Annotated in this window: 24 protein-coding genes and 1 riboswitch; of the genes, 13 read left to right on the top strand and 11 right to left on the bottom strand. The window is 62.0% G+C overall.

Going from position 1 to position 24,276, the window contains the following annotated elements:
• Positions 1–3: 3 nt before the first annotated feature.
• From hflC to ACR0IR_RS08570, 3 genes are all read left to right on the top strand, one after another.
• A complete protein-coding gene (gene hflC, locus ACR0IR_RS08580) occupies positions 4–900 on the top strand; it encodes a protease modulator HflC (protein ID WP_170338336.1) in 897 nt (298 codons plus the stop codon).
• Complete coding sequence (locus ACR0IR_RS08575) at positions 900–1,094, top strand: DUF2065 domain-containing protein (protein WP_093962522.1); 195 nt, start codon at positions 900–902, stop codon at positions 1,092–1,094. The genes hflC and ACR0IR_RS08575 overlap by 1 nt, the downstream gene beginning before the upstream one ends.
• A gap of 130 nt (positions 1,095–1,224) precedes the next feature.
• The gene (locus ACR0IR_RS08570; RefSeq protein ID WP_437342606.1) at positions 1,225–2,718 is read left to right on the top strand and encodes a Do family serine endopeptidase; all 1,494 of its coding nucleotides are present in this window, start codon (positions 1,225–1,227) and stop codon (positions 2,716–2,718) included.
• 241 nt (positions 2,719–2,959) lie between these two features.
• Here ACR0IR_RS08570 and ACR0IR_RS08565 read toward each other — a convergent pair whose 3' ends face one another.
• The 5 genes from ACR0IR_RS08565 to ACR0IR_RS08545 all read right to left on the bottom strand — a co-directional run bounded on the left by ACR0IR_RS08565 (position 2,960) and on the right by ACR0IR_RS08545 (position 7,209).
• Entirely contained in the window at positions 2,960–3,628 is a 669-nt protein-coding gene (locus ACR0IR_RS08565) for a Crp/Fnr family transcriptional regulator (RefSeq protein ID WP_170337872.1), read from the bottom strand.
• 131 nt (positions 3,629–3,759) lie between these two features.
• Entirely contained in the window at positions 3,760–4,365 is a 606-nt protein-coding gene (locus ACR0IR_RS08560; protein ID WP_170363125.1) for an inner membrane-spanning protein YciB, read from the bottom strand.
• 17 nt (positions 4,366–4,382) lie between these two features.
• Positions 4,383–5,285, bottom strand: a complete 903-nt coding sequence (locus tag ACR0IR_RS08555; RefSeq protein ID WP_170363126.1) for an EamA family transporter — start codon at positions 5,283–5,285, stop codon at positions 4,383–4,385.
• Positions 5,286–5,364: 79 nt separating this feature from the next.
• Entirely contained in the window at positions 5,365–6,516 is a 1,152-nt protein-coding gene (gene ftsY, locus ACR0IR_RS08550) for a signal recognition particle-docking protein FtsY (RefSeq protein WP_170363127.1), read from the bottom strand.
• 57 nt (positions 6,517–6,573) lie between these two features.
• Positions 6,574–7,209, bottom strand: a complete 636-nt coding sequence (locus tag ACR0IR_RS08545; protein WP_170363128.1) for a lysoplasmalogenase — start codon at positions 7,207–7,209, stop codon at positions 6,574–6,576.
• Positions 7,210–7,336: 127 nt separating this feature from the next.
• Between ACR0IR_RS08545 and ACR0IR_RS08540 the strand changes: the two genes are divergently transcribed.
• Positions 7,337–7,729 (top strand): hypothetical protein, encoded by a 393-nt coding sequence (locus ACR0IR_RS08540; protein ID WP_170338349.1) that lies wholly within the window; start codon positions 7,337–7,339, stop codon positions 7,727–7,729.
• A gap of 13 nt (positions 7,730–7,742) precedes the next feature.
• On the opposite strand, the gene xseA is transcribed toward ACR0IR_RS08540, so the two are convergent.
• Positions 7,743–9,236 (bottom strand): exodeoxyribonuclease VII large subunit, encoded by a 1,494-nt coding sequence (gene xseA / locus ACR0IR_RS08535; RefSeq protein WP_170363129.1) that lies wholly within the window; start codon positions 9,234–9,236, stop codon positions 7,743–7,745.
• A 74-nt stretch (positions 9,237–9,310) separates the two neighbouring features.
• Here xseA and purD point away from each other — a divergent pair, with 74 nt between their 5' ends.
• Positions 9,311–10,573: a phosphoribosylamine--glycine ligase gene (gene purD, locus ACR0IR_RS08530; RefSeq protein WP_170363130.1), complete on the top strand. Its 1,263-nt coding sequence runs from the start codon at positions 9,311–9,313 to the stop codon at positions 10,571–10,573.
• A gap of 79 nt (positions 10,574–10,652) precedes the next feature.
• Here purD and ACR0IR_RS08525 read toward each other — a convergent pair whose 3' ends face one another.
• Together ACR0IR_RS08525 and ACR0IR_RS08520 are read right to left on the bottom strand one after the other, a co-directional pair.
• Positions 10,653–11,399, bottom strand: a complete 747-nt coding sequence (locus ACR0IR_RS08525; RefSeq protein ID WP_244952361.1) for an FG-GAP repeat domain-containing protein — start codon at positions 11,397–11,399, stop codon at positions 10,653–10,655.
• A 32-nt stretch (positions 11,400–11,431) separates the two neighbouring features.
• Complete coding sequence (locus ACR0IR_RS08520) at positions 11,432–11,755, bottom strand: 2Fe-2S iron-sulfur cluster-binding protein (RefSeq protein ID WP_170338356.1); 324 nt, start codon at positions 11,753–11,755, stop codon at positions 11,432–11,434.
• A 262-nt stretch (positions 11,756–12,017) separates the two neighbouring features.
• Here ACR0IR_RS08520 and ACR0IR_RS08515 point away from each other — a divergent pair, with 262 nt between their 5' ends.
• The 3 genes from ACR0IR_RS08515 to ACR0IR_RS08505 all read left to right on the top strand — a co-directional run bounded on the left by ACR0IR_RS08515 (position 12,018) and on the right by ACR0IR_RS08505 (position 13,721).
• Positions 12,018–12,332 (top strand): hypothetical protein, encoded by a 315-nt coding sequence (locus tag ACR0IR_RS08515; protein ID WP_093962513.1) that lies wholly within the window; start codon positions 12,018–12,020, stop codon positions 12,330–12,332.
• 102 nt (positions 12,333–12,434) lie between these two features.
• The gene (locus ACR0IR_RS08510; protein ID WP_093962512.1) at positions 12,435–12,872 is read left to right on the top strand and encodes an OB-fold nucleic acid binding domain-containing protein; all 438 of its coding nucleotides are present in this window, start codon (positions 12,435–12,437) and stop codon (positions 12,870–12,872) included.
• Between the two features lie 36 nt (positions 12,873–12,908).
• Positions 12,909–13,721 carry a class I SAM-dependent methyltransferase gene (locus ACR0IR_RS08505; RefSeq protein WP_170363131.1) on the top strand — a complete coding sequence of 271 codons (813 nt, stop codon included), beginning with the start codon at positions 12,909–12,911 and terminating at the stop codon, positions 13,719–13,721.
• 49 nt (positions 13,722–13,770) lie between these two features.
• Here the strand turns inward: ACR0IR_RS08505 and ACR0IR_RS08500 are convergent, their stop codons facing one another.
• Positions 13,771–14,838: a Hint domain-containing protein gene (locus ACR0IR_RS08500; RefSeq protein ID WP_254441515.1), complete on the bottom strand. Its 1,068-nt coding sequence runs from the start codon at positions 14,836–14,838 to the stop codon at positions 13,771–13,773.
• A 129-nt stretch (positions 14,839–14,967) separates the two neighbouring features.
• Positions 14,968–15,666, bottom strand: coding sequence for a glutathione S-transferase N-terminal domain-containing protein (locus ACR0IR_RS08495; protein ID WP_170363132.1), 699 nt, complete (start codon positions 15,664–15,666; stop codon positions 14,968–14,970).
• 105 nt (positions 15,667–15,771) lie between these two features.
• Positions 15,772–15,849: riboswitch (SAM riboswitch) on the top strand.
• Positions 15,850–15,915: 66 nt separating this feature from the next.
• On the opposite strand from ACR0IR_RS08495, the gene metZ reads away from it, so the two are divergent.
• The 5 genes from metZ (at position 15,916) to ACR0IR_RS08470 (ending at position 22,369) form a co-directional block, all read left to right on the top strand.
• Positions 15,916–17,106 (top strand): O-succinylhomoserine sulfhydrylase, encoded by a 1,191-nt coding sequence (gene metZ / locus ACR0IR_RS08490; RefSeq protein ID WP_170363133.1) that lies wholly within the window; start codon positions 15,916–15,918, stop codon positions 17,104–17,106.
• Between the two features lie 192 nt (positions 17,107–17,298).
• Entirely contained in the window at positions 17,299–18,402 is a 1,104-nt protein-coding gene (gene folE2, locus ACR0IR_RS08485) for a GTP cyclohydrolase FolE2 (RefSeq protein ID WP_170363134.1), read from the top strand.
• A 277-nt stretch (positions 18,403–18,679) separates the two neighbouring features.
• Positions 18,680–19,288, top strand: coding sequence for a hypothetical protein (locus tag ACR0IR_RS08480; protein ID WP_170363135.1), 609 nt, complete (start codon positions 18,680–18,682; stop codon positions 19,286–19,288).
• Between the two features lie 52 nt (positions 19,289–19,340).
• Positions 19,341–20,789 (top strand): TrkH family potassium uptake protein, encoded by a 1,449-nt coding sequence (locus ACR0IR_RS08475; protein ID WP_170363136.1) that lies wholly within the window; start codon positions 19,341–19,343, stop codon positions 20,787–20,789.
• On the top strand, positions 20,789–22,369 hold the full coding sequence (locus ACR0IR_RS08470; RefSeq protein WP_170363137.1) for a thiamine pyrophosphate-binding protein: 1,581 nt from the start codon (positions 20,789–20,791) through the stop codon (positions 22,367–22,369). Before ACR0IR_RS08475 ends, ACR0IR_RS08470 begins: the two co-directional genes overlap by 1 nt.
• A 54-nt stretch (positions 22,370–22,423) precedes the next feature.
• Here the strand turns inward: ACR0IR_RS08470 and ACR0IR_RS08465 are convergent, their stop codons facing one another.
• Complete coding sequence (locus ACR0IR_RS08465) at positions 22,424–24,169, bottom strand: serine protease (protein WP_170363138.1); 1,746 nt, start codon at positions 24,167–24,169, stop codon at positions 22,424–22,426.
• Positions 24,170–24,276: the final 107 nt, after the last annotated feature.

Here is a 24,276-nt window from a genome sequence, read left to right as displayed (position 1 = left end):
GACATGCGTAAATCAACCTTTCTCCTACCTGCCATTTTCGTGGTTATTGTGATCGCCCTCTCAGCGATCTTCATCGTGGACGAGCGTGAAAAAGCGCTGGTTCTGCAATTCGGTCGCGTGATCGACGTCAAGGAAGACCCGGGCCTGGCCTTCAAGATTCCGGTCATTCAGGAGGTCGTGCGCTACGATGACCGTATTCTAAGCCGCGAGGTCGGGCCGCTGGAAGTCACGCCGCTGGATGACCGCCGCCTGGTGGTCGACGCCTTCGCGCGCTATCGGATCACCGATGTGCGGCAGTTCCGTGAGGCCGTGGGTGCCGGTGGCATCGACACAGCGGAGCAGCGTCTGGATTCGATCCTGCGCGCCAAAACCCGCGAGGTTCTGGGTTCGGTAAGCTCGAATGACATTCTCAGCTCGGACCGGGCGGCGCTGATGCTGCGCATTCGCAACGGCGCGATCGCCGAGGCCCGCGATCTGGGCCTTGAGGTGATCGACGTTCGCCTGAAACGTACCGACCTGCCGCAGGCCAACCTCGAAGCGACCTTTGCCCGGATGCGCGCCGAGCGGGAACGCGAGGCGGCCGACGAAGTGGCGCGCGGTGAAGAAGCTGCACAGCGGATTCGTGCCCAGGCTGACCGGACCGTGGTCGAACTGGTCTCCGAGGCCCGCCGTGAGGCGGAGATCGTTCGCGGTGAGGCTGATGCCGAACGGAACGCGATCTTTGCGGAAGCTTATGGCAAGGACCCGGAGTTCTTCGAGTTCTACCGCTCGCTTTCGGCCTATGAGAACGCTCTGAAAGGCGGCAACAGCTCGCTGGTGCTCAGCCCGGATTCCGAGTTCTTCAACTACCTCGGATCTCCGCAAGGCCGTTCGGCGCCCGCCGCGCCGGCCTCCCAATAATGGGTATGATCCTGCTGGCCTTCGGGCTGGTGTTGATTGTCGAGGGGCTGGCCTATGCGCTGGCCCCTTCGCTTGTCGAGCGGATGCTTGAGGCGTTGCGCAGCATTCCCGAGCCGGCCCGCAGACTGGTCGGACTTCTTTGTGTGGTCAGTGGCTTCGTCCTGTTGTGGACGGCCAATCGGCTGGGGTTTTGATCGGTTGGAGTAAACTGGCAGTGAATTCCTCAACTTCCCGAGTTGCGGGCGGTCACAAACTGACTACATTGTTTCCCAGCAAGCTGCTCAGGCAGCCACCAACAGAACAATGTCGACAAGGAGAGACCAAGTGCAGGCAGTAGCACGCAGTGTATCCGTCCGCCGGGACGATGTGGTGACGATGGCGCGGCTTTTGTGGCTGGCTTTTGCCGCGGTTTCCCTTTTGTTGCTCCAGACGTTGGCTGCACAGGCCCGTCAGGAAAGCCTGGCGCCGCTGGTCAACCGGATCAGCCCGGCCGTGGTCAACATCACCACGACGACCCTGATCGAGGGGCAGTCGGGCGCGCAGGGGATCGTTCCCGAGGGTTCCCCGTTCGAGGACTTTTTCCGCGAGTTCCAGGACCGCAATGGCGACCAGGACAATCGCCCGCGCCGCAGCAATGCCTTGGGATCGGGGTTCGTGATTTCCGAGGATGGCTACATCGTCACCAACAATCACGTCATCGCAGAGGCGGATGAAATTCTGATCGAGTTCTTCCCCGGCGATGGTCAGCCGGTAAACGAGCTGCCGGCCAAGGTCATCGGAACGGATGAGAAAACGGACATTGCGTTGCTCAAGGTCGAGGCGTCGGGTCCGCTGAAATACGTCACTTTCGGCGACAGCGACACAGCGCTTGTAGGGGACTGGGTGGTTGCCATGGGCAACCCGCTGGGCCAGGGGTTTTCGGTATCTGCCGGGATCGTGTCGGCGCGCAATCGCGAGCTCAGCGGTTCCTATGACGACTATATCCAGACGGATGCGGCCATCAACCGGGGCAACTCGGGCGGTCCTCTGTTCAACATGGACGGTCAGGTCATCGGTGTGAACACCGCGATCTTGTCGCCGAATGGCGGGTCGATCGGTATCGGGTTCTCGATGGCGTCGAACGTGGTTTCCAAGGTTGTCGATCAGTTGCGGGAATTCGGCGAAACTCGCCGCGGCTGGCTGGGTGTCCGCATTCAGGACGTGACCGAGGATATGGCCGAGGCGATGGGCCTGGACAAGCCGGGCGGTGCGCTGATCAGCGATGTGCCGGACGGCCCTGCCAAAGAGGCGGGTCTGCTCGCAGGGGATGTGATTCTCAGCTTTGATGGTGTCGAGGTGAAGGACACGCGCGGATTGGTGCGGCAGGTCGGTGAGACACCGGTCGGCAAGTCCGTGCGCGTGGTCGTTCAGCGGGACGGCAGCACTCAGACCGTGCTTGTCACTCTTGGGCGTCGCGAGGATGCCGAGCGTGCGGAAACCGGCGATGATGATGGTGCGGAAGAGGCGCCGCTGGACGAGAATGCAGACATTCTTGGCCTGACGATTTCGCCGCTGACCGACACGTTGCGCGAAGATCTGGGTCTGGACGCGGACGCGGATGGTCTGGTTGTGACGGATGTGGATGAAGCCTCCGAAGCCTACGCCAAGGGCCTGCGGGCAGGCGACCTGATCACCGAGGCTGGTCAGCAGAAAGTGTCGTCGATCTCCGATCTCGAGGATCGGATGGACGAGGCTCGGGAGGCGGGGCGCAAGTCGCTGCTGCTGCTGGTGCGCCGTGGTGGCGATCCGCGCTTCGTCGCGCTGAGCCTCGAAGAGTAAGACAGCCAGTTTGGTCAACATGATCGGCCGGGGCAGGTGCTCCGGCCGATTTTCGTTCTGGCTGCAGAAATCAAAAGAGCCACACGCCGGGGAGGCGCGTGGCTCTGGTGCAGGGAGATGCCAGTGGACAGATATCGGGGATGATACTCTGGCACCCTACGGTAACAATTCATTACCTAATGGAAGCGAATCCCGTTGTATGTGAAGCGGATCACATCCGGGCCATTTTCCGGGCATCAGGTCAGATCAGATCGGATTCGGCGAGTTGGCGCAGGGCGTCAAAGTCGTGGATCTGCAGCCCACCGCGCGAAGCCTCGACCACGTTCGAGCGTTTCCACGTCGAGATCGTCTTGGATACCGCCTCGCGCGTCGCGCCGACGAATTCCGCTAGCTCGCTCTGCGACAGGGCGATGCGTTCGGACGGCGCGTCCTGCTGGTTGGCCAGAAGCAGAAGCTTTCGCGCAAGTCGCACAGGCATCGGCAGGAATACCTGCTCGTTCAACTGCGCCCCCATCCAGCGCATGCGCAGTCCGGCCAGACGGATCATGTCCTCGGCCAGTTCGGGGTGCTTGCGGATTTGTTCCATCAGATCCTTGCGGCGTACGCGCAGTACACGCGACGGCTCGGCTGCGGTGATGGTGGCGGTGCGCGGGCCGCTGTCGAAGAGGGCGATTTCGCCGAAAACCTCGCCCGGGCGCATCAGGCTGAGCGCCAACTTGCGCCCGCTCATGGCCAGGAAGGACACCTCCAAAGCGCCTTCCAGCAAGGCATAGAGGGCGTCACCCTCGTCGCCTTGTTCGAACAAGACCTCGCCGCGGTCCAGCGAGACAGAAGTGGCTAGCGCAGAGAGCATATCACGAAGCCGGTCTGAAGCTTCGGACAGGAACCCGCTGTTCGGAAAGGCGGTCATGGAAGACACGGTTCTCCGGATGAGTGGTGTGGGTGGTTTCCCAGCTTTCCACAGCTTTGGAGCTAAGCCAAGGATTTTATCCGGTTTTCCGAAGGTTTCCCCAAGGTTCGCCGGCCCGTTTCAGGGACGCATTACTGCTTGTCCGGATCGTCCATATAGCTTTGCAGGATGCTGAATTGCAGCATCAGGAACCCCATCAAAGCGATCGGAAAGCCAAAGGTTTCGATCTTGACCCACAAATCGGTGGACAGGGTGCGCCAGACCAGTTCATTGGCCACGGCCAGCACGGCGAAACAGGCGCAAAGGCGGCGCGTCAGGATCATCCATCCCTCGTGGCGCATCGGCAGCATCTCGTCCAGCACATAGGCGAGGTAGGACTTGCCCTGCAGCAGACCGATGCCCAGCATCAGCGAGAAGAACCCGTAGACCAGCGTGGTCTTCATCTTGAAGAACCGCTCGTCGTTGAACCAGGCGGTCAGGCCACCGAAGAAGATGACCATGATGGCGGTGAAGATCTGCATCCGGCTGAGTTTGCCGGTCAGATACCACAGGATGCCCATCGCCCCCAGCATCAGCGGAACGAAAATGATGGTGGCCACGATGAAGCCGGAATATTCCGTGCCGCCGATCAGAAAGCTGTCGTCGCGCAGGCGCAGGTAGATGAAGAAGAAGGCCAGCGGTGGTCCCAGTTCCAGCACCTGTTTCAGAAACGGATTGATCTCTTTCTTGTCTGCCATGCCTGTCGTCCTGCTGTTCACCCGCCCATTTCAACTATTACCGCGCCCAATGCAATCAATGCCATCAGGATAATGCGCCGAGGCCCCACGGTCTCTTTCAAGGCCAGCCAGCCGATCAGGGCGGCAAAGACGGTCGAGGTTTCGCGCAGTACCGCGGCTTCGCCGACTTTGTCCAGCCGGGTGGCCAGCATGATCGCTCCGAAAGACATGGGTGCGATCAGCCCGCCTGCAAGCCCCCGCAGCATCAACGGCCCGATTGCCGGGCGGTGAATCATCGCCCGCCAGCGCAGGAAGGCGTAGATCGGCATTGTGGCCCCGTCGATCATGAAGAACCAGGCCAGAAAGGTGAACGGATCGGCCGTGGCGCGGATGCCGTAGGCGTCATATGTGGTGTAGAGCGCCACGAAGAGGCCGGTTGCAACCGCAAGGGCCAATGCGATGCCCAGAGTTTCGCGGTTGGTTTCCAGGAAGCGGAAATTGTAGGCGGCCAACCCGAAGATGCCCGTCAGCAGCACGGCGACGCCTAGCCACTGGGTGAGCGAGAAGGTTTCGTTGAACAGAAGATAGGCGCCGATGACGGTGAACAACGGGCCGGTGCCGCGCACCACCGGGTAGACCACGGTGTAGGACCCTTTGGTATAGGCCATCGCCTGCAGCGTCTTGTAAGCGACATGGATCAGCCAGACCACGGCGAATATCGGCCACATGAAGGGCTCGGGCCAGGGTACGACGAAGAACGCAAAGGGCGCGGCCATCAGGCAGTAGCAGGCGTCGATCGCGCCACGCGACAGCCAGGGGTCGTGCCGACCCTTCTGCAGCGCACCGAACACCGCGTGCAAGAAGGCCGCCATCAGGGCGAGGCCAAGGGCCAGCCTGTGTCCGGCCTCGGTGCCTTCGAGGGAGATCAGCCAGTCGCTCACGCTGCGGGTCTTTCGCTGGTGGAGAGGCTGGGGGTTTTCCACCCCCAGACCCCCGAGGATATTTGGGGCCAGATGAAGGTCAGTTGCTGTCGAGGCCGGTCAGGGCGGCGGCGAATTCCTCGGGGTCGAAGGGGGCCAGATCGTCGATCTGTTCGCCGACTCCGATGGCGTGGATCGGCAGGCCAAACTTGTCGGCCAGCGCCACAAGCACGCCGCCCTTGGCGGTGCCGTCGAGCTTGGTCATTACAAGGCCCGAGACATCAGCCAGCTTGCGGAAGGTTTCCACTTGGCTGAGCGCGTTCTGGCCGGTGGTGGCGTCGAGCACCAGCAGAGTGTTGTGCGGGGCGGTTTCGTCGATCTTGCGGATGACGCGGACGATCTTGGCCAATTCCTCCATCAGGTCGGCGCGGTTCTGCAGGCGGCCGGCTGTGTCGATCATCAGCAGGTCGGCGCCTTCAGCTTGCGCCTTGGTCAGGGCGTCGAAAGCCAGCGAGGCGGGGTCGGAGCCTTCGGGCGCGGTCAGGACTGGAACTCCGGCGCGGTCGCCCCAGACCTGCAGCTGTTCCACGGCGGCGGCGCGGAAAGTGTCGCCCGCGGCGATGACCACCTTTTTGCCGGCGGCCTTGAACTGGCTGGCCAGCTTGCCGATCGTCGTGGTCTTGCCCGAGCCGTTGACGCCCACCACCAGCACCACCTGCGGGCGCTTGGGGTAGAGGGGCATCGGTTTTGCGACCGGCTCCATCACGCGGGCGATTTCCTGCGCCAACAGTTGCTTGATTTCCTGGGTCGAGAGTTTGCGGCCATAGCGCCCCTCGGCCATGTTGGCGGTGACGCGCAGGGCGGTGTCGACACCCATGTCAGAGGTGATCAGCAGTTCCTCGAGCTGTTCGAGCATGTCGTCGTCGAGCGTGCGGCGCACCACCGGCCCGGCATCGCCGCGACCGAAGAGACGCCCGATCAGGCCCTTGGACTGCGCCTGTTCCGGCAGTTCCGGCGGAGGCGGGGCGGGCGTTGGGTCCGCCGGCTCGGGCGAGGGTGTCTCGACCGGTTGCGGCGTGGGCGCGGGTTCGGGGATTTCCGGGACGGGTTGCGGCTCGGGCTCGGGCTGCGGAATCACCGGGTCAGGGGCGGTGGTTTCTTCGCCGCCGTCCTCGACGATTGCCTCAAGCCCCTGTTCGAGGCGGGACGAGGATTTGAACAGCCGGTCCTTGAGCTTGGTAAAAAACGCCATCTTGGTCTCCGCAGGTGTTCTCTTCACCTAATGCGGAATGGCGGCAGTTGCAAAGGGTCAGGTGAAGGCCAGAAAAAAGCCGAACTGCGCGCCCCAGTAGAGCGGCCAGACCAGATAGGGCGTCAGCCGCAGAGCTGGGTGTCCCGGCGGCAGCAGGAACCTTTCGGTTGCCAGGATCAGGTCCGAGGCGATGAAGGCCATCGCGGCCGGCAGCGCCCATCGCAGCGCTCCGGCCTCGGGCAGGGCCAGAACGGTGATGCCCATGCCCAGAATGATCGGGATATAGGCCAGGACCGGTCCGCGCAGATCACCGGCCCGCTGGGCCAGCAGCGTGGCCATCACGATGCCTAGAATGACCAGCGTCCAGGCGTATCCGGGTTTGTCCAGGATCAGGTCGGTGTCGCTTGACGGATGGGTCAGGAACAGGGCGATGTATACCAGATGCCCGGCGGCGAACGCTCCGATGCCGGCCATGAAGGTGCCTTCGGTCTCACGCGATAGAAGGGCGTCGCCCAAGGCGCAGAGAGACAGCGCGAGGATCAGAAGCAGAGGGCCGGACTGCACCGCCGCCTCGACCGCCAACAGGGCGACGCTTGCGGTTTTCAACGCCGTGCGTAGCAGGCTGGCCGGACGGGCCGTCAGGGCCAGGTAGGCCAGGGCACAGGCCAGCGCCGCGAGTACGAGTATCGTCATGTCCTGCCTTCCGATGGCTCCGATGCAATGCAGTGTCGCCGCGGAGTGAGTTTACGCTCAACCCATAACGTTGGGGCAGTGCGTTCCAAGATTGGCGCGCGGCCGTGGCATCTGCCAGAATGAAACGATGTGGATACGTTCGTTGATTCTCGGATCTTTGCTGGCCCAGCCGGTCGTCGCGCAGTCTCTGTCAGGGGCGGAATTCGATGCCTACACGCGCGGTAAAACCCTGTTCTACGGCTTTGGTGGTACGACTTATGGCGTCGAACGGTATTTGCCCAACCGGCGCGTGGTCTGGTCGTTTCTGGATGGCGACTGCAAGGAGGGCATCTGGTACGAACAGAACGGCCAGATTTGCTTTGTTTACGAAGACCGCACCGACCCGCAATGCTGGGTCTTTACCCGCTCGTCCCAGGGGTTAATCGCGCAGTTCGAGGGCAACCCCGAAGCCACCGAACTGTACGAAGCAGCCGACGTCGACGAAGATATGATCTGTTACGGACCCGAGGTCGGCGTCTGAACGTGGGTCTTCGTCAGAACAACGATCCTTGATCCGGGGCCGGTGGCTTGGACGGTTTCTTGGCGGTCGGGGTTGTCCCGGACAGCGGTTCGGTCTTCAATTCTCCATCGGCAAACTCGATGGTCAGTGCAGCGTGCTTGCTGGCTTGCGCCTTTGTGGTGACCACGCCGCTTTCGGAATGCACCACGGCGTAGCCGCGTTGAAGCGTGGCTTTGTAGCTGAGCGTCTCGCGCAACCGGTCAGTCGCATCCAGTTGCTGGCGGAGCCGGTCCACCCGCAGAGTCTGCGCGGCCGTCATGCGCTGGGCCAGTTGGTTGACTCGGTCGCGCTGCTGCTGGATGTCGCGTTGGATCGGGCGGATCGACAGGCGCGAGGACAGGTTGCGCAGCGTGTCGCGCCGCGCGGCCACGAGGTTGCGCAACGTTGACGGGCGCAGGTGCCCCGACAGTTCCACCACCTGCAAGCGGCGGTTCTGAACACCGCGTTGCAACGCCGGGGCCAGACGATCGGCAATAAGGTCCAGTCGCTGGCGCGGCCCGTCTAGCAGGGTCTCGGGGCGCGGCAGGGCGCGCGATAGATCGCGCAGGCGTTGGGCGCGGCGCTGTACCGCTTCGGTGGCCGCGCGGGACAGACGCGCGCCTTGTTCGCCGGTCCAAGCCAGCAGTTCCATCCGGACGGGAACCGCCAGTTCGGCGGCGGCGGTGGGGGTGGGCGCACGGCGGTCCGAGACATAGTCGATCAATGTGGTGTCGGTTTCGTGCCCCACGGCCGAGATCAACGGAATCTCGGACTCGGCGGCGGCGCGGGCGACGATTTCCTCGTTGAATCCCCACAGATCCTCGATCGAGCCGCCACCGCGGGCAACGATGATCAGATCGGGGCGGGGCAGCGCACCGCCGGGCGTCAGGCGGTTGAATCCCTGGATGGCGTTGGCGACCTCGGGCGCGCAATTGGCGCCTTGAACGGCCACGGGCCAGATCAGCACCTTGCGCGGGAAACGGTCACGCAGCCGGTGCAGGATGTCGCGGATCACCGCGCCCGAGGGCGAGGTGACGACGCCGATGATCTGCGGCAGGAAGGGCAGAGGTTTCTTGCGCTCGGGCGCGAAGAGCCCTTCGGATTCCAGCTGTTTCTTGCGCCTTTCCAACAGAGCCATCAGCGCGCCTTGCCCGGCTACGGCCACCTCGTCAACGTTCAGGTTGTATTTCGACTGCGCTCCAAAAGCGGTCAGGCGGCCCGTGACGACGACTTCGAGCCCCTCTTCCGGCACCACCGACAGGCCCGCGATCTGGCCTTTCCACGTGGTGCAGGCCAGCACGTTCCGGTCGTCCTTGATGTCATAGTACAAATGCCCCGAGCGCGCCTTGAACACGCGCCCGACCTCGCCCCGCACGCGGATTCGGCCAAATGTGCCTTCCAGCGTGCGTTTCACCTCGCCCGAGATATCGGACACGGTGTATTCGGGGGTATTCTGGCCGGGAATCGGATCGTCAAGCAGGTCGGACATTTCAGCGCCTTGTTTCGATTGCCCGCGCAGCTTAGAACGCCGCGCAGGCAAGGCCAAGCAGATCGGAGACTTTCATGAACATCCTCATTCTCGGCAGCGGCGGGCGCGAACACAGCCTGGCCTGGGCGGTGATGCAGAACCCCAAATGCGACCGCCTGATCGTGGCGCCGGGCAATGCCGGGATCGCGCAGATCGCCGATTGTGCCGCGCTGGATATCGAGAATGGCGGCGCAGTGGTCAGTTTCGCCGAGGAAAACGCGATTGATTTCGTGATCGTCGGCCCCGAGGCGCCCTTGGCCGCCGGGGTAGCCGACCGGCTGCGCGAGGCGGGCATTCTGGTGTTCGGTCCCTCGGCCGAGGCGGCGCGGCTGGAGGCCTCGAAGAGTTTCACCAAAGAAATCTGCGATGCGGCCGGTGCGCCCACTGCGGCCTATGCCCGGTTCACCGAGGCCGAGCCCGCCAAGGATTATATCCGTCAGCAGGGCGCGCCGATCGTGGTCAAGGCCGATGGCCTGGCCGCTGGCAAGGGCGTGATCGTGGCGATGGACGAGGCGACCGCGCTGGAGGCCGTGGACGACATGTTCGGCGGAGCCTTCGGCGGGGCCGGGGCCGAGGTGGTGATCGAGGAGTTCATGGACGGTGAAGAAGCCTCGCTGTTCGTGCTGTGTGACGGCGAGAACATCCTGTCGGTCGGCACCGCGCAGGACCACAAGCGCGTGGGCGAGGGCGATACCGGCCTGAACACCGGCGGCATGGGCGCCTATTCTCCGGCTCCGGTTCTGAGCTCTGAGATTGAGGAGCGGGCGATGGAACAGATCGTGCGCCCGACGATGGCCGAGATGGCCCGGCGCGGCACGCCGTTTCAAGGGGTGCTGTACGCCGGGCTGATGATCAAGGACGGGCAGCCGAGGCTGGTGGAATACAACGTGCGCTTTGGCGACCCGGAATGTCAGGTGCTGATGATGCGGTTGGGGGCACAGGCGCTGGACCTGATGCATGCGGCGGCCGAAGGGCGGCTGGACGAGGCGCGGGTCAACTGGGCCGACGATCACGCCTTGACCGTGGTGATGGCCGCGCAGGGTTATCCCGGGGCATATGAAAAAGGCAGCGTGATCAACGGACTGGATGACTTGCCCGAGGACAGCAGCCATATGGTTTTTCACGCAGGCACCAAGGCGCAGGACGGGCAGATTGTGGCCTCAGGGGGCCGGGTTCTGAACGTGACGGCGCGCGGAGCAACACTGCAGGAGGCGCGTGACAACGCTTATGCGATGGTCGAGGCCATCGATTGGCCGGGCGGCTTCCATCGCCGCGATATCGGGTGGCGGGCGCTTTGACGGTTTGAGGGCCCGCTGGTAAATGGGGGCTCGGCCGGCGGCCGCACCTTGGGATTTCTTGACCAGATGAATCCCCGGATCAGCAGTTCAGAGCGCTCATAAGGGCTTGTCGGTTTTTCAACGGGCCAAGATCCTGGGTTTGCCAGCCGCCATCGTAGCGGACGGCATTGATCCGGCGCCAATCGCCGCTGGCGACGATCAATTCAGGTTTGCCGTCGCAGGAGCGAAGCCCGCCTGAAATGAAATCCTCTCCGATCCGGTGGTTGGTCAGGCCGGGGAGCGCGGCGATTTCCGTCAGTCGGCCGTCTGAAATGCGCCAAATGCGCAGGGTCTTGGCCAGGTGGGGACGATCGACATAGGCAATTTCGATATTTCCGTCGCCGTCTAGGTCTGCCGCTCCGACCGGAGCTAGCCAGCGGAAACGAGTGCCGATATGCGGTGTCGCCGCCATGCGGCCCTGTGGGCCGTAGATGGCAAGCCGAGCGCCCTGTCGTGCGTCACTCTCCACCGCGATGACTTCTGGAAGACCGTCGCCCGTGACGTCGATCACGCGGGGCGCGAGGTCTTCGAACACCAGATGATCGGGCAGCGTAAAGCTGCGGCGCTTGCCATCTGAAAGCGTGAGTTCAATCGAACCCCATTCGATCTGGTCACCCAAGACGCCGTGGGGATAGCGGGTGGTCGGATCCGTGTAGCGGGCGGTCGCTATGGTTTCGGCGGCCAAGGCAGGACCCGCCAGCCACAGGCACACAGCCATCAGCGCGCCGCGTACGTGGCACGGCCAAAAGCGCACCGCCGGACGCGGCGCTTTGAAGCCGCAGCGCATGCCGCCGGACGAGCGGGGCATGCGTCGTCGCATCAGATCTGCTTTTCCGGCATCTGGACGACCAGCCCGTCCAGTTCGTCAGTCACCTTGATCTGGCAAGTCAGTCGCGAACGGGCCGGGTCGGGCTCGTAGGCGAAGTCCAGCATGTCTTCTTCCATGTCGTCCTTGGCAGGCAGTTTCTCGACCCAATCGGGATGGATGTAGACGTGACAGGTCGAGCAGGCGCAAGCGCCGCCGCAATCGGCCTCGATGCCGGGAATGTTGTTGTCACGGGCGCCTTCCATGACGGTCAGGCCGTTGGCGACCTCGACTGTGTGTTCGTTGCCGCCATGCTCGACATAGGTGATCTTTGCCATTGCTCGCGTCTTCCTTCTGCGGTGTTCAGGTTCCTCATTAGTCAAGGGATTTAGGTCTTTCCAGTGCCATTTGCGACCAATCGGGGCGTGATCGGGCAAACGGTCCGTCATTGTCGCCCAAATTCCACGCGTTCGCGCCGCAACCGAGTGGTTTGACCGGTTTATTCCATCAAAGGTTGAGGCTCGGATAGCGGTTTCGATTGTTGCGTGCATGGATTTGTGTTCTGGTCGTGTGACCGTGATTTGATAAGGGAGTGAGCAGATGCCGTTGACGGTTCAGGACGCAAAGATTGTGGTTGGGATGAACGAGCGGGGCGATGCCGAGCATGACATTGCCGCGTGGTTTGGCGAAAGCCAGGCGAAAATCGTGGAGGTGATCGACGGGATCAGCCATGGTGCATTGGCAGCAGCGAATGACGATGAGCTTCATCCGGTCGGAGCACCGGGCCCCAAGGCTCTGCGGTTGCGTAGTGACGTTTTGCGGGCGCTGGATGCGTTGGACGGGGATGACCTGGCCAAGGCCAAGGCGGTTCTGCGGGAAGGTTTGGCCACGTTCAACGCGCATGACGCCAAGTGACCCTTGTCTGCGCTGCGGTCGCGCGTAGCGCATGACCTTTCTGGCTGTGGTTTCGGTCCCCTGCATCTGGACATTCAGGGCATTTGTTCTATTTTTGTTCTTATGCGTATCGCATCGACACCACAGCCCAGTTCGGGCCGCCCATGGCCCAGACCACCGGCTTGCCTTCCAGCCGACCGACTGGACGACCCGCCCGAGGGTGCGCGGGTTGCTGTGGCGGGATTGGTGATCCTGCGGCAGCGGCCTGGTACGGCCAAAGGGGTGATCTTCATCACGCTCGAAGACGAGACCGGCATCGTGAACGTGATTGTCTGGCGCAAGATCTATGAGCGGTTCCGCCGGGCGGTGATCTCGGGGCGGTTGCTGCGGGTGACCGGGCGGATGCAGCGGGCCCATGCGGTGACCCATGTGATCGCGGAAGAGATCGAAGACATCTCGGGCATGCTGGACCTGCTGGTGCGGGGTGACGGGGCGGATGCCTGCCGGCCTCAGCCGACTGCAGAGCACAATGAGTTCGCCAAAACGCGCAATTTCGGCTAGTCTTTTGCATCATGCGGTTGCCGGGGGGGAGCGCAGATGTCGACGAATTCGGCTGGTTTCGTAGGCAATATTCCAAGTCATTACGACGCGGGGTTGGGTCCGAATATCTTCACTGACTACGCGGACAGACTTGCCGCCCGTTGCGCCGAAGAGCCGGTGGCCAAGGCCATCGAACTGGCTGCGGGCACGGGGATCCTGAGCCGCAAGCTGTGCGATGTGCTGCCGAGTGAGGCCCAAGTTTTGATCTCGGACCTGAACGCGCCCATGCTGGAGGTTGCAAAGGCCAAGTTCACGGCGGCGGATAGCGTCGAGTTCGCGGTCGTCAACGCGATGAATCTGCCGTTCGAAGACGGCGCGTTCGACATGATTACCTGCCAGTTCGGGGTCATGTTCTTTCCCGACAAACCCGCTTCGTTCCATGAGGCGGCGCGGGTGCTCAGACCGGGTGGGCGCTATGTTTTCAACGTGTGGAACTCGATGTCCGAGAACCCGTTCTCGCAGGTCGCGCACGATGTGGGCGCATATTTCTTTCCGCAGGATCCGCCGGGATTCTACAAGGTTCCGTTTCACTATGGTGACCCCGAAGCTGTCCGGGCCGATCTGAGGGCCGCAGGCTGGACGGATATCCAACACGAAACGATCCGGCTGACGAAGACCATCGTCAACCCGGAAGCCTTTGCCCACGCTCTGGTTTTTGGCAACCCGTTGGTTGATGAAATACGAGAGCGCGGCGGCGTGGATCCCGCGGACGTGGCGGCGCGGATGTTCTCTGAATTGAAGCGCGCCTTTGCTCCGCAGGGCATGACGATGCCACTGTCAGCGACCACGTTCGTCTGCCGAAAGACCTGACGGTAGGTCGCGCACACTCCGACCAGGGTCAGAAAATACCCAATGACGATCAGGCCAACAGTGCCTGACCGTTCTTGAGGTGACGCGAAATCAGACCGCGCTGCTTGTGACCTTTTGGAATCAGGGCGGCTGGCCTTGGTTCAAAGCCGGGGTCCTCAAGCTCGGGGAACAGGGCCAATATCTCGGCGCGAGCCGCCTCGGGGATGGATTTCAGCGCTTGGGGACCGGCGAAGAGGCTTTCGCTTGGGGTGTCGTTGGCAAAGATGACCTGATGCGCGTCGAAAAGAAGGTGGAAATAGCAAACGGATTCCGTGGCACAGACCCGGTCAATGCCGTCCAGCGGCAGCAGCGACTTGGCCGAAACCAGCACCTCGTTGGTGTTGAACATGCGTTGCGCGATCTTTGACCGCACCAGAATGCGGTGCTGGGGTGAAACGGTCAGGTCCTGCGTTGGCAACCCTGCGCCGAGCGCGCCGGCGGAAATCCGGATCGGAACCAGTTTCGGGTTGGCGGAGAAGTCGACGCTGTCCAGCTCACGGCGCCCGATCCAGCGGATCGGTTCATAGCTGCCGGCGTAGGTCAGAACCAGATCTCTGACCGACAAGTCTTCTATCCTTGTTGTCCCGTCCTTGGTGGTGATCAGTGTGCCGGCGGTAAAGCATGGGATATTCGAAATCGGCGATGCCTGACCATCACTGCTGCCGGCAACCTCATAGGTCGTACCGGGCGTTGGCAGGACGGGGCCGCTGATGCCGACATTCACGCCATCGATGCGAATGACCCAGAACGTGTCGCCGGAGGTTGTCGTAAAACCGAACTCAAGCTCGACCTGATCGCCGGGCTGAAAGGTCTGTCCGTTGATCGTCACCGCCTGGCTCAATACCTGGTCGTTGTTGGCCGTACTGGGCGACGACCCGTCTCCGGGCGTGTCGATGTAACCGTCCGAAAACAGCTGGCTGGCCGTGCCGTCGTCATCTTCGACGTTGATGACGGTCAGTGCGGCACCGGCATTCAAGGAAAAGGTGGTTCCGACGGGATAGCCGACAGTGTTGTTCGTCGATGCGCCGGTCCATTGGTCGAACCCATAGATCGGCACCGTGAAATTAAATGTCGCCAAACCGTAACTCCTTGTTACCGCTTGTAGTTACAGAACGGCCAACGCGCAATTCAACTCTCGTCAGGGCTTTGACGCACAAAGAGGTGCGATACGCTCCGAGTTGCCTGAAATTTCAGCATTTGGTGAACGCTACCGTTTGAACAGAACGTTCTGCGCGTCTTTGCTGCGATGATCTCCGCGCAGCTCGGCATGCAGGGCACGTCCCGCCTGAACTCCGGGGCGGGCTCCCACGGTTTCCAGCCACCGGGCAAAGTGGGGCTTGTCCTCCAGCGTCTGCTGTTGACCCTCCCACAGGCTGGCCCAGCCCCAAATCGACATATCGGCGATCGAAAAAAAGTCGCCGGCAACATATTCGTTGTCGGCAAGGCGCCGGTCCAGAACGCCGTACAGGCGTGCAACCTCGGTGCGATAGCGGTCCTTGGCATAGGGCAGGTCCTGCGGCGGGTCCAACTGGGGGGCATATTTCAGAAAGTGGTGTGCCTGACCGGCCATCGGTCCGACGCCACCCATCTGCCACATCAGCCATTCCTCGACCGCGATCCGGTCACGCTCGGTCGATCCGTAGAACCGGCCGGTCTTGCGGGCCAGATACATCAGGATCGCGCCGCTTTCGAAAACCGAGATTGGTGCGCCATCCGGGCCGTCTGGGTCGACGATCGCCGGCATCCGGTTGTTGGGCGAAATCTTCAGAAACTCGGGCGCGAACTGATCGCCCTTGCCGATGTTTATGAGGTGGGTCTGGTAGGGCAGCCCCATCTCCTCAAGGGCAATGGATACTTTCCAGCCATTTGGCGTGGGCCAGAAATACAGGTCGAACGGGTGTTTCATGGGGCCTCCGTGTTGTGGGACGATCATGAGCCATTCGCCGCAAAGGGCAAGTGCGCGGTGGATGTCGCAGCTTGACGCCCGCGCGCCCGAGGCGTATGCGCAATCCAGAAACCACGTGGCGATTTGTTACCGGATTGCGGGCCACGCTAAACAACGCCGCTAAAAGGTCAGGATGAAAGACCCCTTTCGCTTGACCGCGTCTGGGGTTTTTTGATTTGCCCTCGGGTTTCGGGGCCGAAAGGTAAAGACATGAGCGAAAGCTGGAACAAACGCACCCAAGCCGTCCATGGCGGTATCCGTCGCAGCCAGTACAACGAAGTCAGCGAGGCGATTTTCCTGACCCAGGGGTTCGTCTACGAAACTGCCGAGCAGGCCGAAGCTCGGTTCATCGAGACTGGCCCGGACGAGTTCATCTATGCCCGCTATGGCAACCCGACGGTTGCGATGTTCGAGCAGCGCATCGCTGCGCTTGAGGGGGCCGAGGATGGTTTTGCGACGGCGTCCGGTATGGCGGCCGTGAACGGGGCGCTGACCTCGATGCTGAAGGCGGGCGATCACGTGGTTTCGGCCAAGGCCCTGTTCGGGTCGTGCCTGTACATTTTGGAGAACATTCTGACCCGCTATGGTGTCGAAGTGACCTTTGTCGACGGTACCGACCTGGATCAATGGAAGGCCGCGATCCGGCCCGACACCAAGGCCGTGTTCTTCGAATCCATGTCGAACCCCACGCTCGAAGTCATCGACATTCGCGCGGTGGCTGAACTGGCCCATGCGGTGGGGGCCACCGTGATCGTCGACAACGTATTCTCGACCCCGGTGTTCTCGCAGGCGATCGCGCAGGGCGCGGATGTGGTGGTTTACTCGGCCACCAAGCATATCGACGGGCAGGGCCGCGCGCTGGGTGGCGTGATCCTGGGCACCAAGGAGTTCATTCGCGGAACGGTCGAGCCGTACCTCAAACACACCGGCGGCGCACTCAGCCCGTTCAACGCCTGGATCATGCTCAAGGGGCTGGAAACGTTGGCCCTGCGGGTCAATGCCCAGGCCGAGACGGCACAGAAACTGGCCGAGGCGCTGGAAGGCCATGAGGCGCTGGAGCGGATCATGTATCCGGGCCTGAAATCTCATGCCCAGAACGCTCTGGTGCAGAGCCAGCTGGGGGGCAAGGGTGGTACGGTCCTGTCGCTGGACATCAAGGGGGGCAAGGACGCGGCCTTCCGGTTCCTGAACGCGCTGACGATCCCGGTGATTTCGAACAATCTGGGCGACGCCAAGTCCATCGCAACCCACCCCGCGACGACCACGCACCAGCGGTTGAGCGATGCGCAGAAAGACGAATTGGGGATCACGCCCGGTTTGATCCGCTTTTCTGTCGGGCTCGAGGATGCCGACGATCTGCTGGAAGATATCCGGCAGGCATTGTCGGCTGCTGCGGTGTGACGGCGCACACGCGCCGTTGAACACATCGGCAACCGCGCAGTGTCGTCTGGATAAAAGGGCGCAATCCGTTCGGAAATGGCGGTTTTGCGATGGTTTTTTCGATCCGGGCTGCTATCTGACCCGTATTGGGTTACACTGCGGTTTCCGCCGCAGTCAGAGATGGCCTGACGACACACCGAGGATACGCAGCCAATGAACATTCATTCGCGCGACATTGACGAAAAACCAGATCGGAACGAGGCCGCTGAGGCTCTCAAGGTTCTGCGGAAATGGGCAAAGGGCGCCAGCGAGGCCGAGATCAGCCAGCTTGATCCGGCGGTGGCCCGCTTGGTGCCCGGGTTGATTCCGGACAACTACCCTTCGATGTCACGTGAATACCCCGAAGACTTCAAAGTCGACGAAGCCTACAAATCTGCGTTGCCCGATCTCCAGAACGGCCCGTCCAGCCTGATCCGCGGTGCGAAACAGCAGATCCAGCATGTGGGCATCTCGAATTTCCGCCTGCCGATCCGATTTCACAGCAAGAACGGTCCGGACCTGACGCTGGAAACCTCGGTTACGGGCACCGTCAGCCTCGAAGCCGAGAAAAAGGGCATCAACATGTCCCGGATCATGCGGTCCTTCTACAAGCATGCCGAGCGTACGTTCAGTTTCGAGGTGATGGAGTCTGCGCTGAGCGATTATCTGACCGACCTCGACAGTTTCGATGCAAGGCTTCAGATGCGCTTCTCCTATCCCGATCGGGTCAAAAGCCTGCGTTCGGGTCTTGAGGGATATCAGTATTACGACATCGCGCTTGAACTGGTCGAACAGGGTGGCGTGCGTCAGAAGATCATGCATCTCGACTATGTCTATTCTTCGACCTGCCCATGCTCGCTGGAACTCAGCGAACACGCCCGGTCGGTGCGCGGACAGCTTGCGACGCCGCATTCGCAGCGTTCCGTGGCGCGCATTTCGGTCGTGGTCGATTGTGACGCCGATTGCCTGTGGTTCGAGGATCTGATCGCCCTGTGCCGCCGTGCCGTCCCCACCGAAACCCAGGTGATGGTCAAGCGCGAAGACGAACAGGCCTTTGCTGAGCTGAACGCCGCCAACCCCATCTTTGTCGAAGACGCCGCGCGTCTGTTCTGTGCCGAGCTGCTGGCCGATCATCACGTCGGTGACTTCCGCGTCATCGCCAGCCATCAGGAAAGTCTGCACAGCCACGATGCGGTGTCGATTCTGACCGAGGGGCCGACATTTGCATCCACCAGCTTGGACCCGCGCCTGTTCACGACGCTGTTCCACGTCGGCTGACCCAAAAAACGCCGCGAAAACCGGCGTATATTGGGCGGTAGGCGCCTTTTTGCCGCAATGCAGCGGAAAATGCTGCATGCGCGCGATTATTTGCATACATTGAAGATGAATGCAGCTGTGGCGCGCCATGTCAGTTGTGGCGCACCACCCCGAAAGGAAGCCGGGACGTGTTACGCCTTGGACTGCAATACACCTTCGTCCGTCCGCGCCATCGGAACGGCAAGGGCTTTTCTACCTCGGAAATCGGGCTGCTTCATTGCTACAGGAGAGACTTGGAATGAATCCCATTGCCCAACAGCTTGAGCTGCAGGCCGCCGCCGTTCGTCTGGCCGGCTATGCCGTGACCAGCCAGATGAAAATGATGCAGGCATTTGCTCAAACCGTGGTCCCCATACCGGTTGCGTCGGTCACCGAACCAACGAAGCCGGCCGTGAAGTCGGCCAAGAAACCGGTGGCGCGAGCCACGGCCAAACCCGCCGCGAAGAAGGCGAAACCTGTGGTCCGGGCCAAGGCCAAGACGGTCGCAAAGCCGGCTCCGAAGCCGAAGGCACCCGCAAAAGCCGCACCGAAACCGGTCACGAAGGCCACTGCCAAGCCCAAAACGCCGCCTGCACCGGCCAAAAAACCGTCGCAACCCGTCGCGACGGCCACCCCTGCACAGCGCGTTTCTCAGGTCGCATCGGAAAAACCCGCACTGGCCGTAACGCCCAAGGTCAAGCCCAGCGCGGCAATACCTGCGGCTTCAATCGAAGAAGCCAAGGCCAAAAAGCCCGTAGCGGTTGCAACAACCAAACCCGCCGAGGCGCCGAAACCGGCCACGCGCCGCACGCGTGCGCCGTCCAAGCCACCGGCCATGCCGCCCGTGGCTGAAAAAATGGACGACTGATCACAGATCATCTGCTTGACACTTTCGGGCCGGCGCGCCAACGCTGCCCGTCATGATGGATCTTCGCCCGGTCGGATATGTGATTGGCTTGCTGGTCGCCATACTTGGGGCGACCATGCTGTTGCCGATGCTTGCGGACATCATCGAGGGGCGGGGCGAGTGGAACGTTTTCTTTGAAAGCGGCGTCATCACGATCCTGACCGGCGTGGTTCTGGCCATGAGCTGCTCGAACGGTGTGGGCGAGGGGCTGACCATCCGTCAGACCTTTTTGCTGACCACTGGCGTCTGGGTCGCGCTGCCGCTGTTCGGGGCAATCCCCTTCGTGTTCGGTGAGACCGAGCTGCGATTTGTCGATGCCTATTTCGAAGCCATGTCCGGGCTGACCACCACCGGGTCGACAGTCATTTCCGGGTTGGATGATCTGCCGCGTGGCCTGCTTTTGTGGCGCGGTTTGCTGCAATGGCTGGGCGGGATCGGCATCATCGTCGTGGCCATGGTTTTCCTGCCCGAGCTCAAGGTCGGCGGTATGCAGATCTTCCGCTCGGAAGGGTTTGAAACCATGGGGAAAATCCTTCCTCGCGCGCAAGAGATCGCGGGCCAGATTTCGCTGATCTATGTTTTCCTGACCGTAGCCTGCGCCCTGGTTTATGCCGGTTTGGGCATGAACTTTTTCGACGCGGTTGTTCATGCGTTCACAACCATGTCCACCGGCGGGTTCTCGAACTATGACGCCTCATTCGGTACCTTCTCGGGGCCAGCGGAATACGCCGCATCCATATTCATGATCCTGGCTGCTCTTCCGTTCGTGCGGTATGTGCAGTTCATCAACGGCCGGACAGGTTCGATCCTGGAAGACAGCCAGATCAGGGCCTTTCTGGCCACGATTGTCGTTCTGGTGGTGATCATGGCTGTCTTTCTGACATCGGTTTTTCCGCATCACTGGGAACAGGCGGTGCGCGAGTCGCTGTTCAACATCACTTCGATCATTTCCGGCACCGGCTACGCCAGTGTCGACTACATGACCTGGGGCAGTTTTCCGATCATGATGTTTTTCATGATCGGTCTGATCGGTGGTTGCGCCGGTTCGACGGCCTGCTCCATCAAGATCTTCCGCTATCAATTGCTGATTGCTTCCATCAAGGCTCAGATCAGCCGGATTCGGTCTCCGCACGGGGTGTTCGTGCCCAAATATGATGGCCGCGCCATCAGCCGCGATGTCCTGACATCGGTCATGAGCTTTTTCATGTTCTTCGCGCTGTCGCTGGGGGCGTTGTCGTGGGCGCTGGCGCTGACTGGTCTGGATTTCATCACGGCAGTATCCGGTGCAGCGACGGCGCTTGCCAATGTCGGCCCCGGCTTGGGTGACCAGATCGGCCCCGCAGGGAATTTCGCAGGGCTGAACGACACGGCCAAGTGGTTGCTGACCTTCGGAATGCTGACCGGCCGGCTGGAGCTGATGGCCGTGTATGTCCTGTTCACCATTCGGTTCTGGAGAGGCTGATGAAAAGACCATTGGGCGCCCAAATCTCGCACATGCTCAAGGATCGGGGGGTCGAAGCCATTTTCGGCATTCCCGGTGTGCACAATCAGGAAATGTACCGTGGAATCGAAGAAGCGGGCATTACTCATGTGCTGGCGCGGCATGAGCAAGGCGCGGGCTTCATGGCTGACGGTTATGCAAGGGCGACGGGCAAGCCCGGCGTGGCCTACGTGATCACCGGTCCTGGCCTGTGCAACGTCATGACGCCGATGGGGCAGAGCTATACCGACTCGGTTCCGATGCTGGTTCTGTCGTCCTGTCTGAGCGAAACGCAGGCACAACGCGGCCAGTTACACCAGATGAAAGACCAGCGCGCAGCCGCTGAATGCGTGACCGACTGGTCCTGCCAGGCAAACGACGCACAATCGGCCTATGGCCTGATCGAACGCGCCTTTGAGGAGTTCGCGCTGAAACGCCCGCGCCCCAAGCATATCCAGGTCCCGATCGCGCAGTTGGAGGCCGAGGCCGACCCCGCTCCTTTTCCGAACCAGGACGCGGTGCGGGTCAAGGCTCTGGCGCCGGACATTGCGCCGGTTCTGTCGCTGCTGAACATCGCACGGCGGCCGCTGTTCATACTGGGTGGTGGGTCGAGGTCTAACCTGTGGCGCCAGATTCTGTCTCAGCTCGGTGCGGCCTGTTTCACCACCTATGCGGGGCGTGGGTTGGTCGGCACCGGCTATGCCCTTGATTTCGGCGCGAGCTTGCCGCGACCCGGCAGTGCCGAGGTGATTGGGTCGGCCGATCTGGTCATCGCGGTCGGTGCCGAATTGGGTGAGGTCGACCTTTGGCGCGACCGGTTGGGCCACAAGGCGACCTTGGTGCGGGTTGACCTCGACCCCGAGGTGCTGGCCGACCGGCACCGGGCGACGGTCAAGCTGCAGGCCGACGGCGAAAGTTTTGCCCATGCCTTGTGGTCCGCGACCCAAGACTGCAAACCGGCCACCGGCTGGTCGCCGGAAGAGGTGGCCGAAGCCCGAGCGCGCTGGCGCGCCGAGGTCGACGCGGAAAGACCGGGTATCGTGCCGGTTGCCGACGCCTTGCGTGCAGCGATGCCCGCCGACACCATGATCTATTCCGACATGACCCAGTTCGCCTATGTCGCGAAAGAAGTCTGGGACATGGCGCGCCCATACCACTGGCACCACCCGACCGGGTTCGGCACTCTGGGCTATGCACTGCCGGCCGGGATCGGCGGCGCGGTTGCGCGGCGCGGAAAGCCAACTGCCGTGATCGCGGGTGACTACGGGTTCCACTATACGATGCAGGAACTGGGTGCGGCGGTCGAGCTGGGGTTGTCGCTGCCCATGATCCTTTGGGACAACGGAAAGCTGAAAGAGATCGAGGACAGCATGGTCGGCAGCCAGATTGCTCCGAATGCGGTTGTCGCGCGCAACCCTGATTTCTGCAAGCTGGCCGAGGCTTTCGGTGCGCGGTCGGCCGCTCCAAACTCGCTGCTTGAAATGCAGGCTGCCGTTCGCGCGGCCTTTGACGCGCCCGTGCCGACCCTTGTGCACGTCACGCCCGATATCTTGAAGGGATGAAAAAAGGCGCCGCAATGTCCTGCGGCGCCTTCAAATTCTGTTCGTGACTTTCGGTCAACCCCAGCAATTCACCAGCACGGTCATGCCAGTCGCGCGGCGGTTCAACTCGTCAGGCGAAACCTGGCCGGTTTCCTGCGCGGTCTGAGCCGTTGCCCCGGCCTTTGACAGGATCTCGTGAAGGCGGTCGGCCGCGGCAGCCAGGCTGACATCGCGGGGCAGGGTGCGCCCCTCGGTCCGCGCAGGCAGCAGCATTCCGACCACGTTGCCGTGATCATCGAATACCGGGCCGCCGGCGTCTCCGGGTTGTGCGGTCAGGCTCAGGCGGGTCACGCCAGCCTCTCCGTTCAGCCCGCGGATATCGGCGATCTTGCCGTAGGTCAGGGTCGGAGCCCCCAAAGCGCCCTCATATGAGTACCCCGCGACGGCCACTTCGGATTGCAGGCGAGGCTGGGCTTCATTCAAGGCCGCAACGGCCATCGGTGCCAGCGTCTTGTTGGGGCGCAGGACCGCCACGCCCAGTTCGGGATCGCTCCACGCGGTTTGCAGTTCCTGACCGTCCTCAAGGGTGACGCGGGTGCAGTTCTGCACCGCCTCGGCCACGGTCAGGACCAGACCGTTGGGATCGGCAAAAAAGCCCGACCGCGACAACCGTGGTTTTCTGAGTTGCAGACCGGACATCAAGTCGATGCTTTGCTCGGCATTGGCGCCGGCCGCAGCATCAAGAACACCATCGGTGGTTTCAAAGCTGGCGATCATTGCGGCTAGAACCCGGGCGCGGCGTGCGTCATCGCCTTCGGGCCAGACAAGGGTGAAGCCTTTGATCTTTCCGTCGCTCAGATTGGCTTGTGTATAGGATACGATCCCGTTGCCACGGCCTTCGATGGTAAACCTGTCGCCACGCAGCTCGCGCGGGCCATTCAGCGGAACGATCTCGAGCGATTGCATCGCCTCGAACAGCGCGCGCAAAGTGGTTTTGCTGCCCTCCTGGCTGATCAAAACGACCCGTGCGTCCAGATCCCCGCTGGAATTGAAATGCGCGAACGGCGCCTCGTATCGGTCGAAGGCAATCACTCCAAGCGGCAGATCGACGGAAATCCCGGCGCGATCATCGACGTGGCGGTCCACGCCGACGCTGATCAGCGGGGCATTGTAGTTATCCATCAAAGCCTTGCGCTGTGCCGTCGTCAGGACACCGGTCGGTTCAAAGCCGTTGAACCGCTGCCATTCCGCCATCGACCGGCGTGTGCCCTGGCCGAATGCCCCGTCGATGGTCGAACTGTAGAACCCGGCAGCCTGCAATGCGGTTTGCAGGTCTTTTCGTTCCTGTCCGCTCAGCAGCCGCTCGGACTGCAGGGCCTGTGATCTCGTCTCGTCCGAAGGTTGCGGCGTCAGACCGGCCTGTGGCTGCTCTGGCTGCGGCTCGGGCTGAACGGGCGCTGTGATTGCCCCGCGGTTCAGGACATTTGCGCCAATTGGCCAGAACTGCTGCCCAAGGGCGCCTGAAAAGGTGATGAAACTGTCTGAGGGGATCTGCCGTTCGGCCCGGTAGACGCGCAGCACCTGCTCAGCGTCGGCCCGCAGATAGGGGCCGATCACGATGGCGTACCAGCCGCTGTTCAGGCGGAACCCGTTCACGTCGGGCAGGGCTTTGGCATAGACTTGCGCCCGGTCCTGCGCCTCGCGAAGCGACGGCTGCGCTTCGACCTGAACCCAGACGCCTGCGTCGGCCCCCTGTTGAGCATACGCAGCGCGCAGGCCGACCGTAATCAGTAAAAGAATTGCAACGAATATGCGTGTCATTTTCTGCCCGTTTTATGCAGTGTTTTGGCTTTGCCCCAACTTACGCGATTCAGGGGTGAAAACGCTATGCCCACGATACGGGGAATTTCTGGTGTGGCGGCACAGTG

This window comes from Ruegeria sp. CF2 (genome assembly GCF_056537385.1).
Note: the sequence above shows the minus strand (reverse complement) of the source record. Positions and strands in the feature narration are given on the sequence as shown.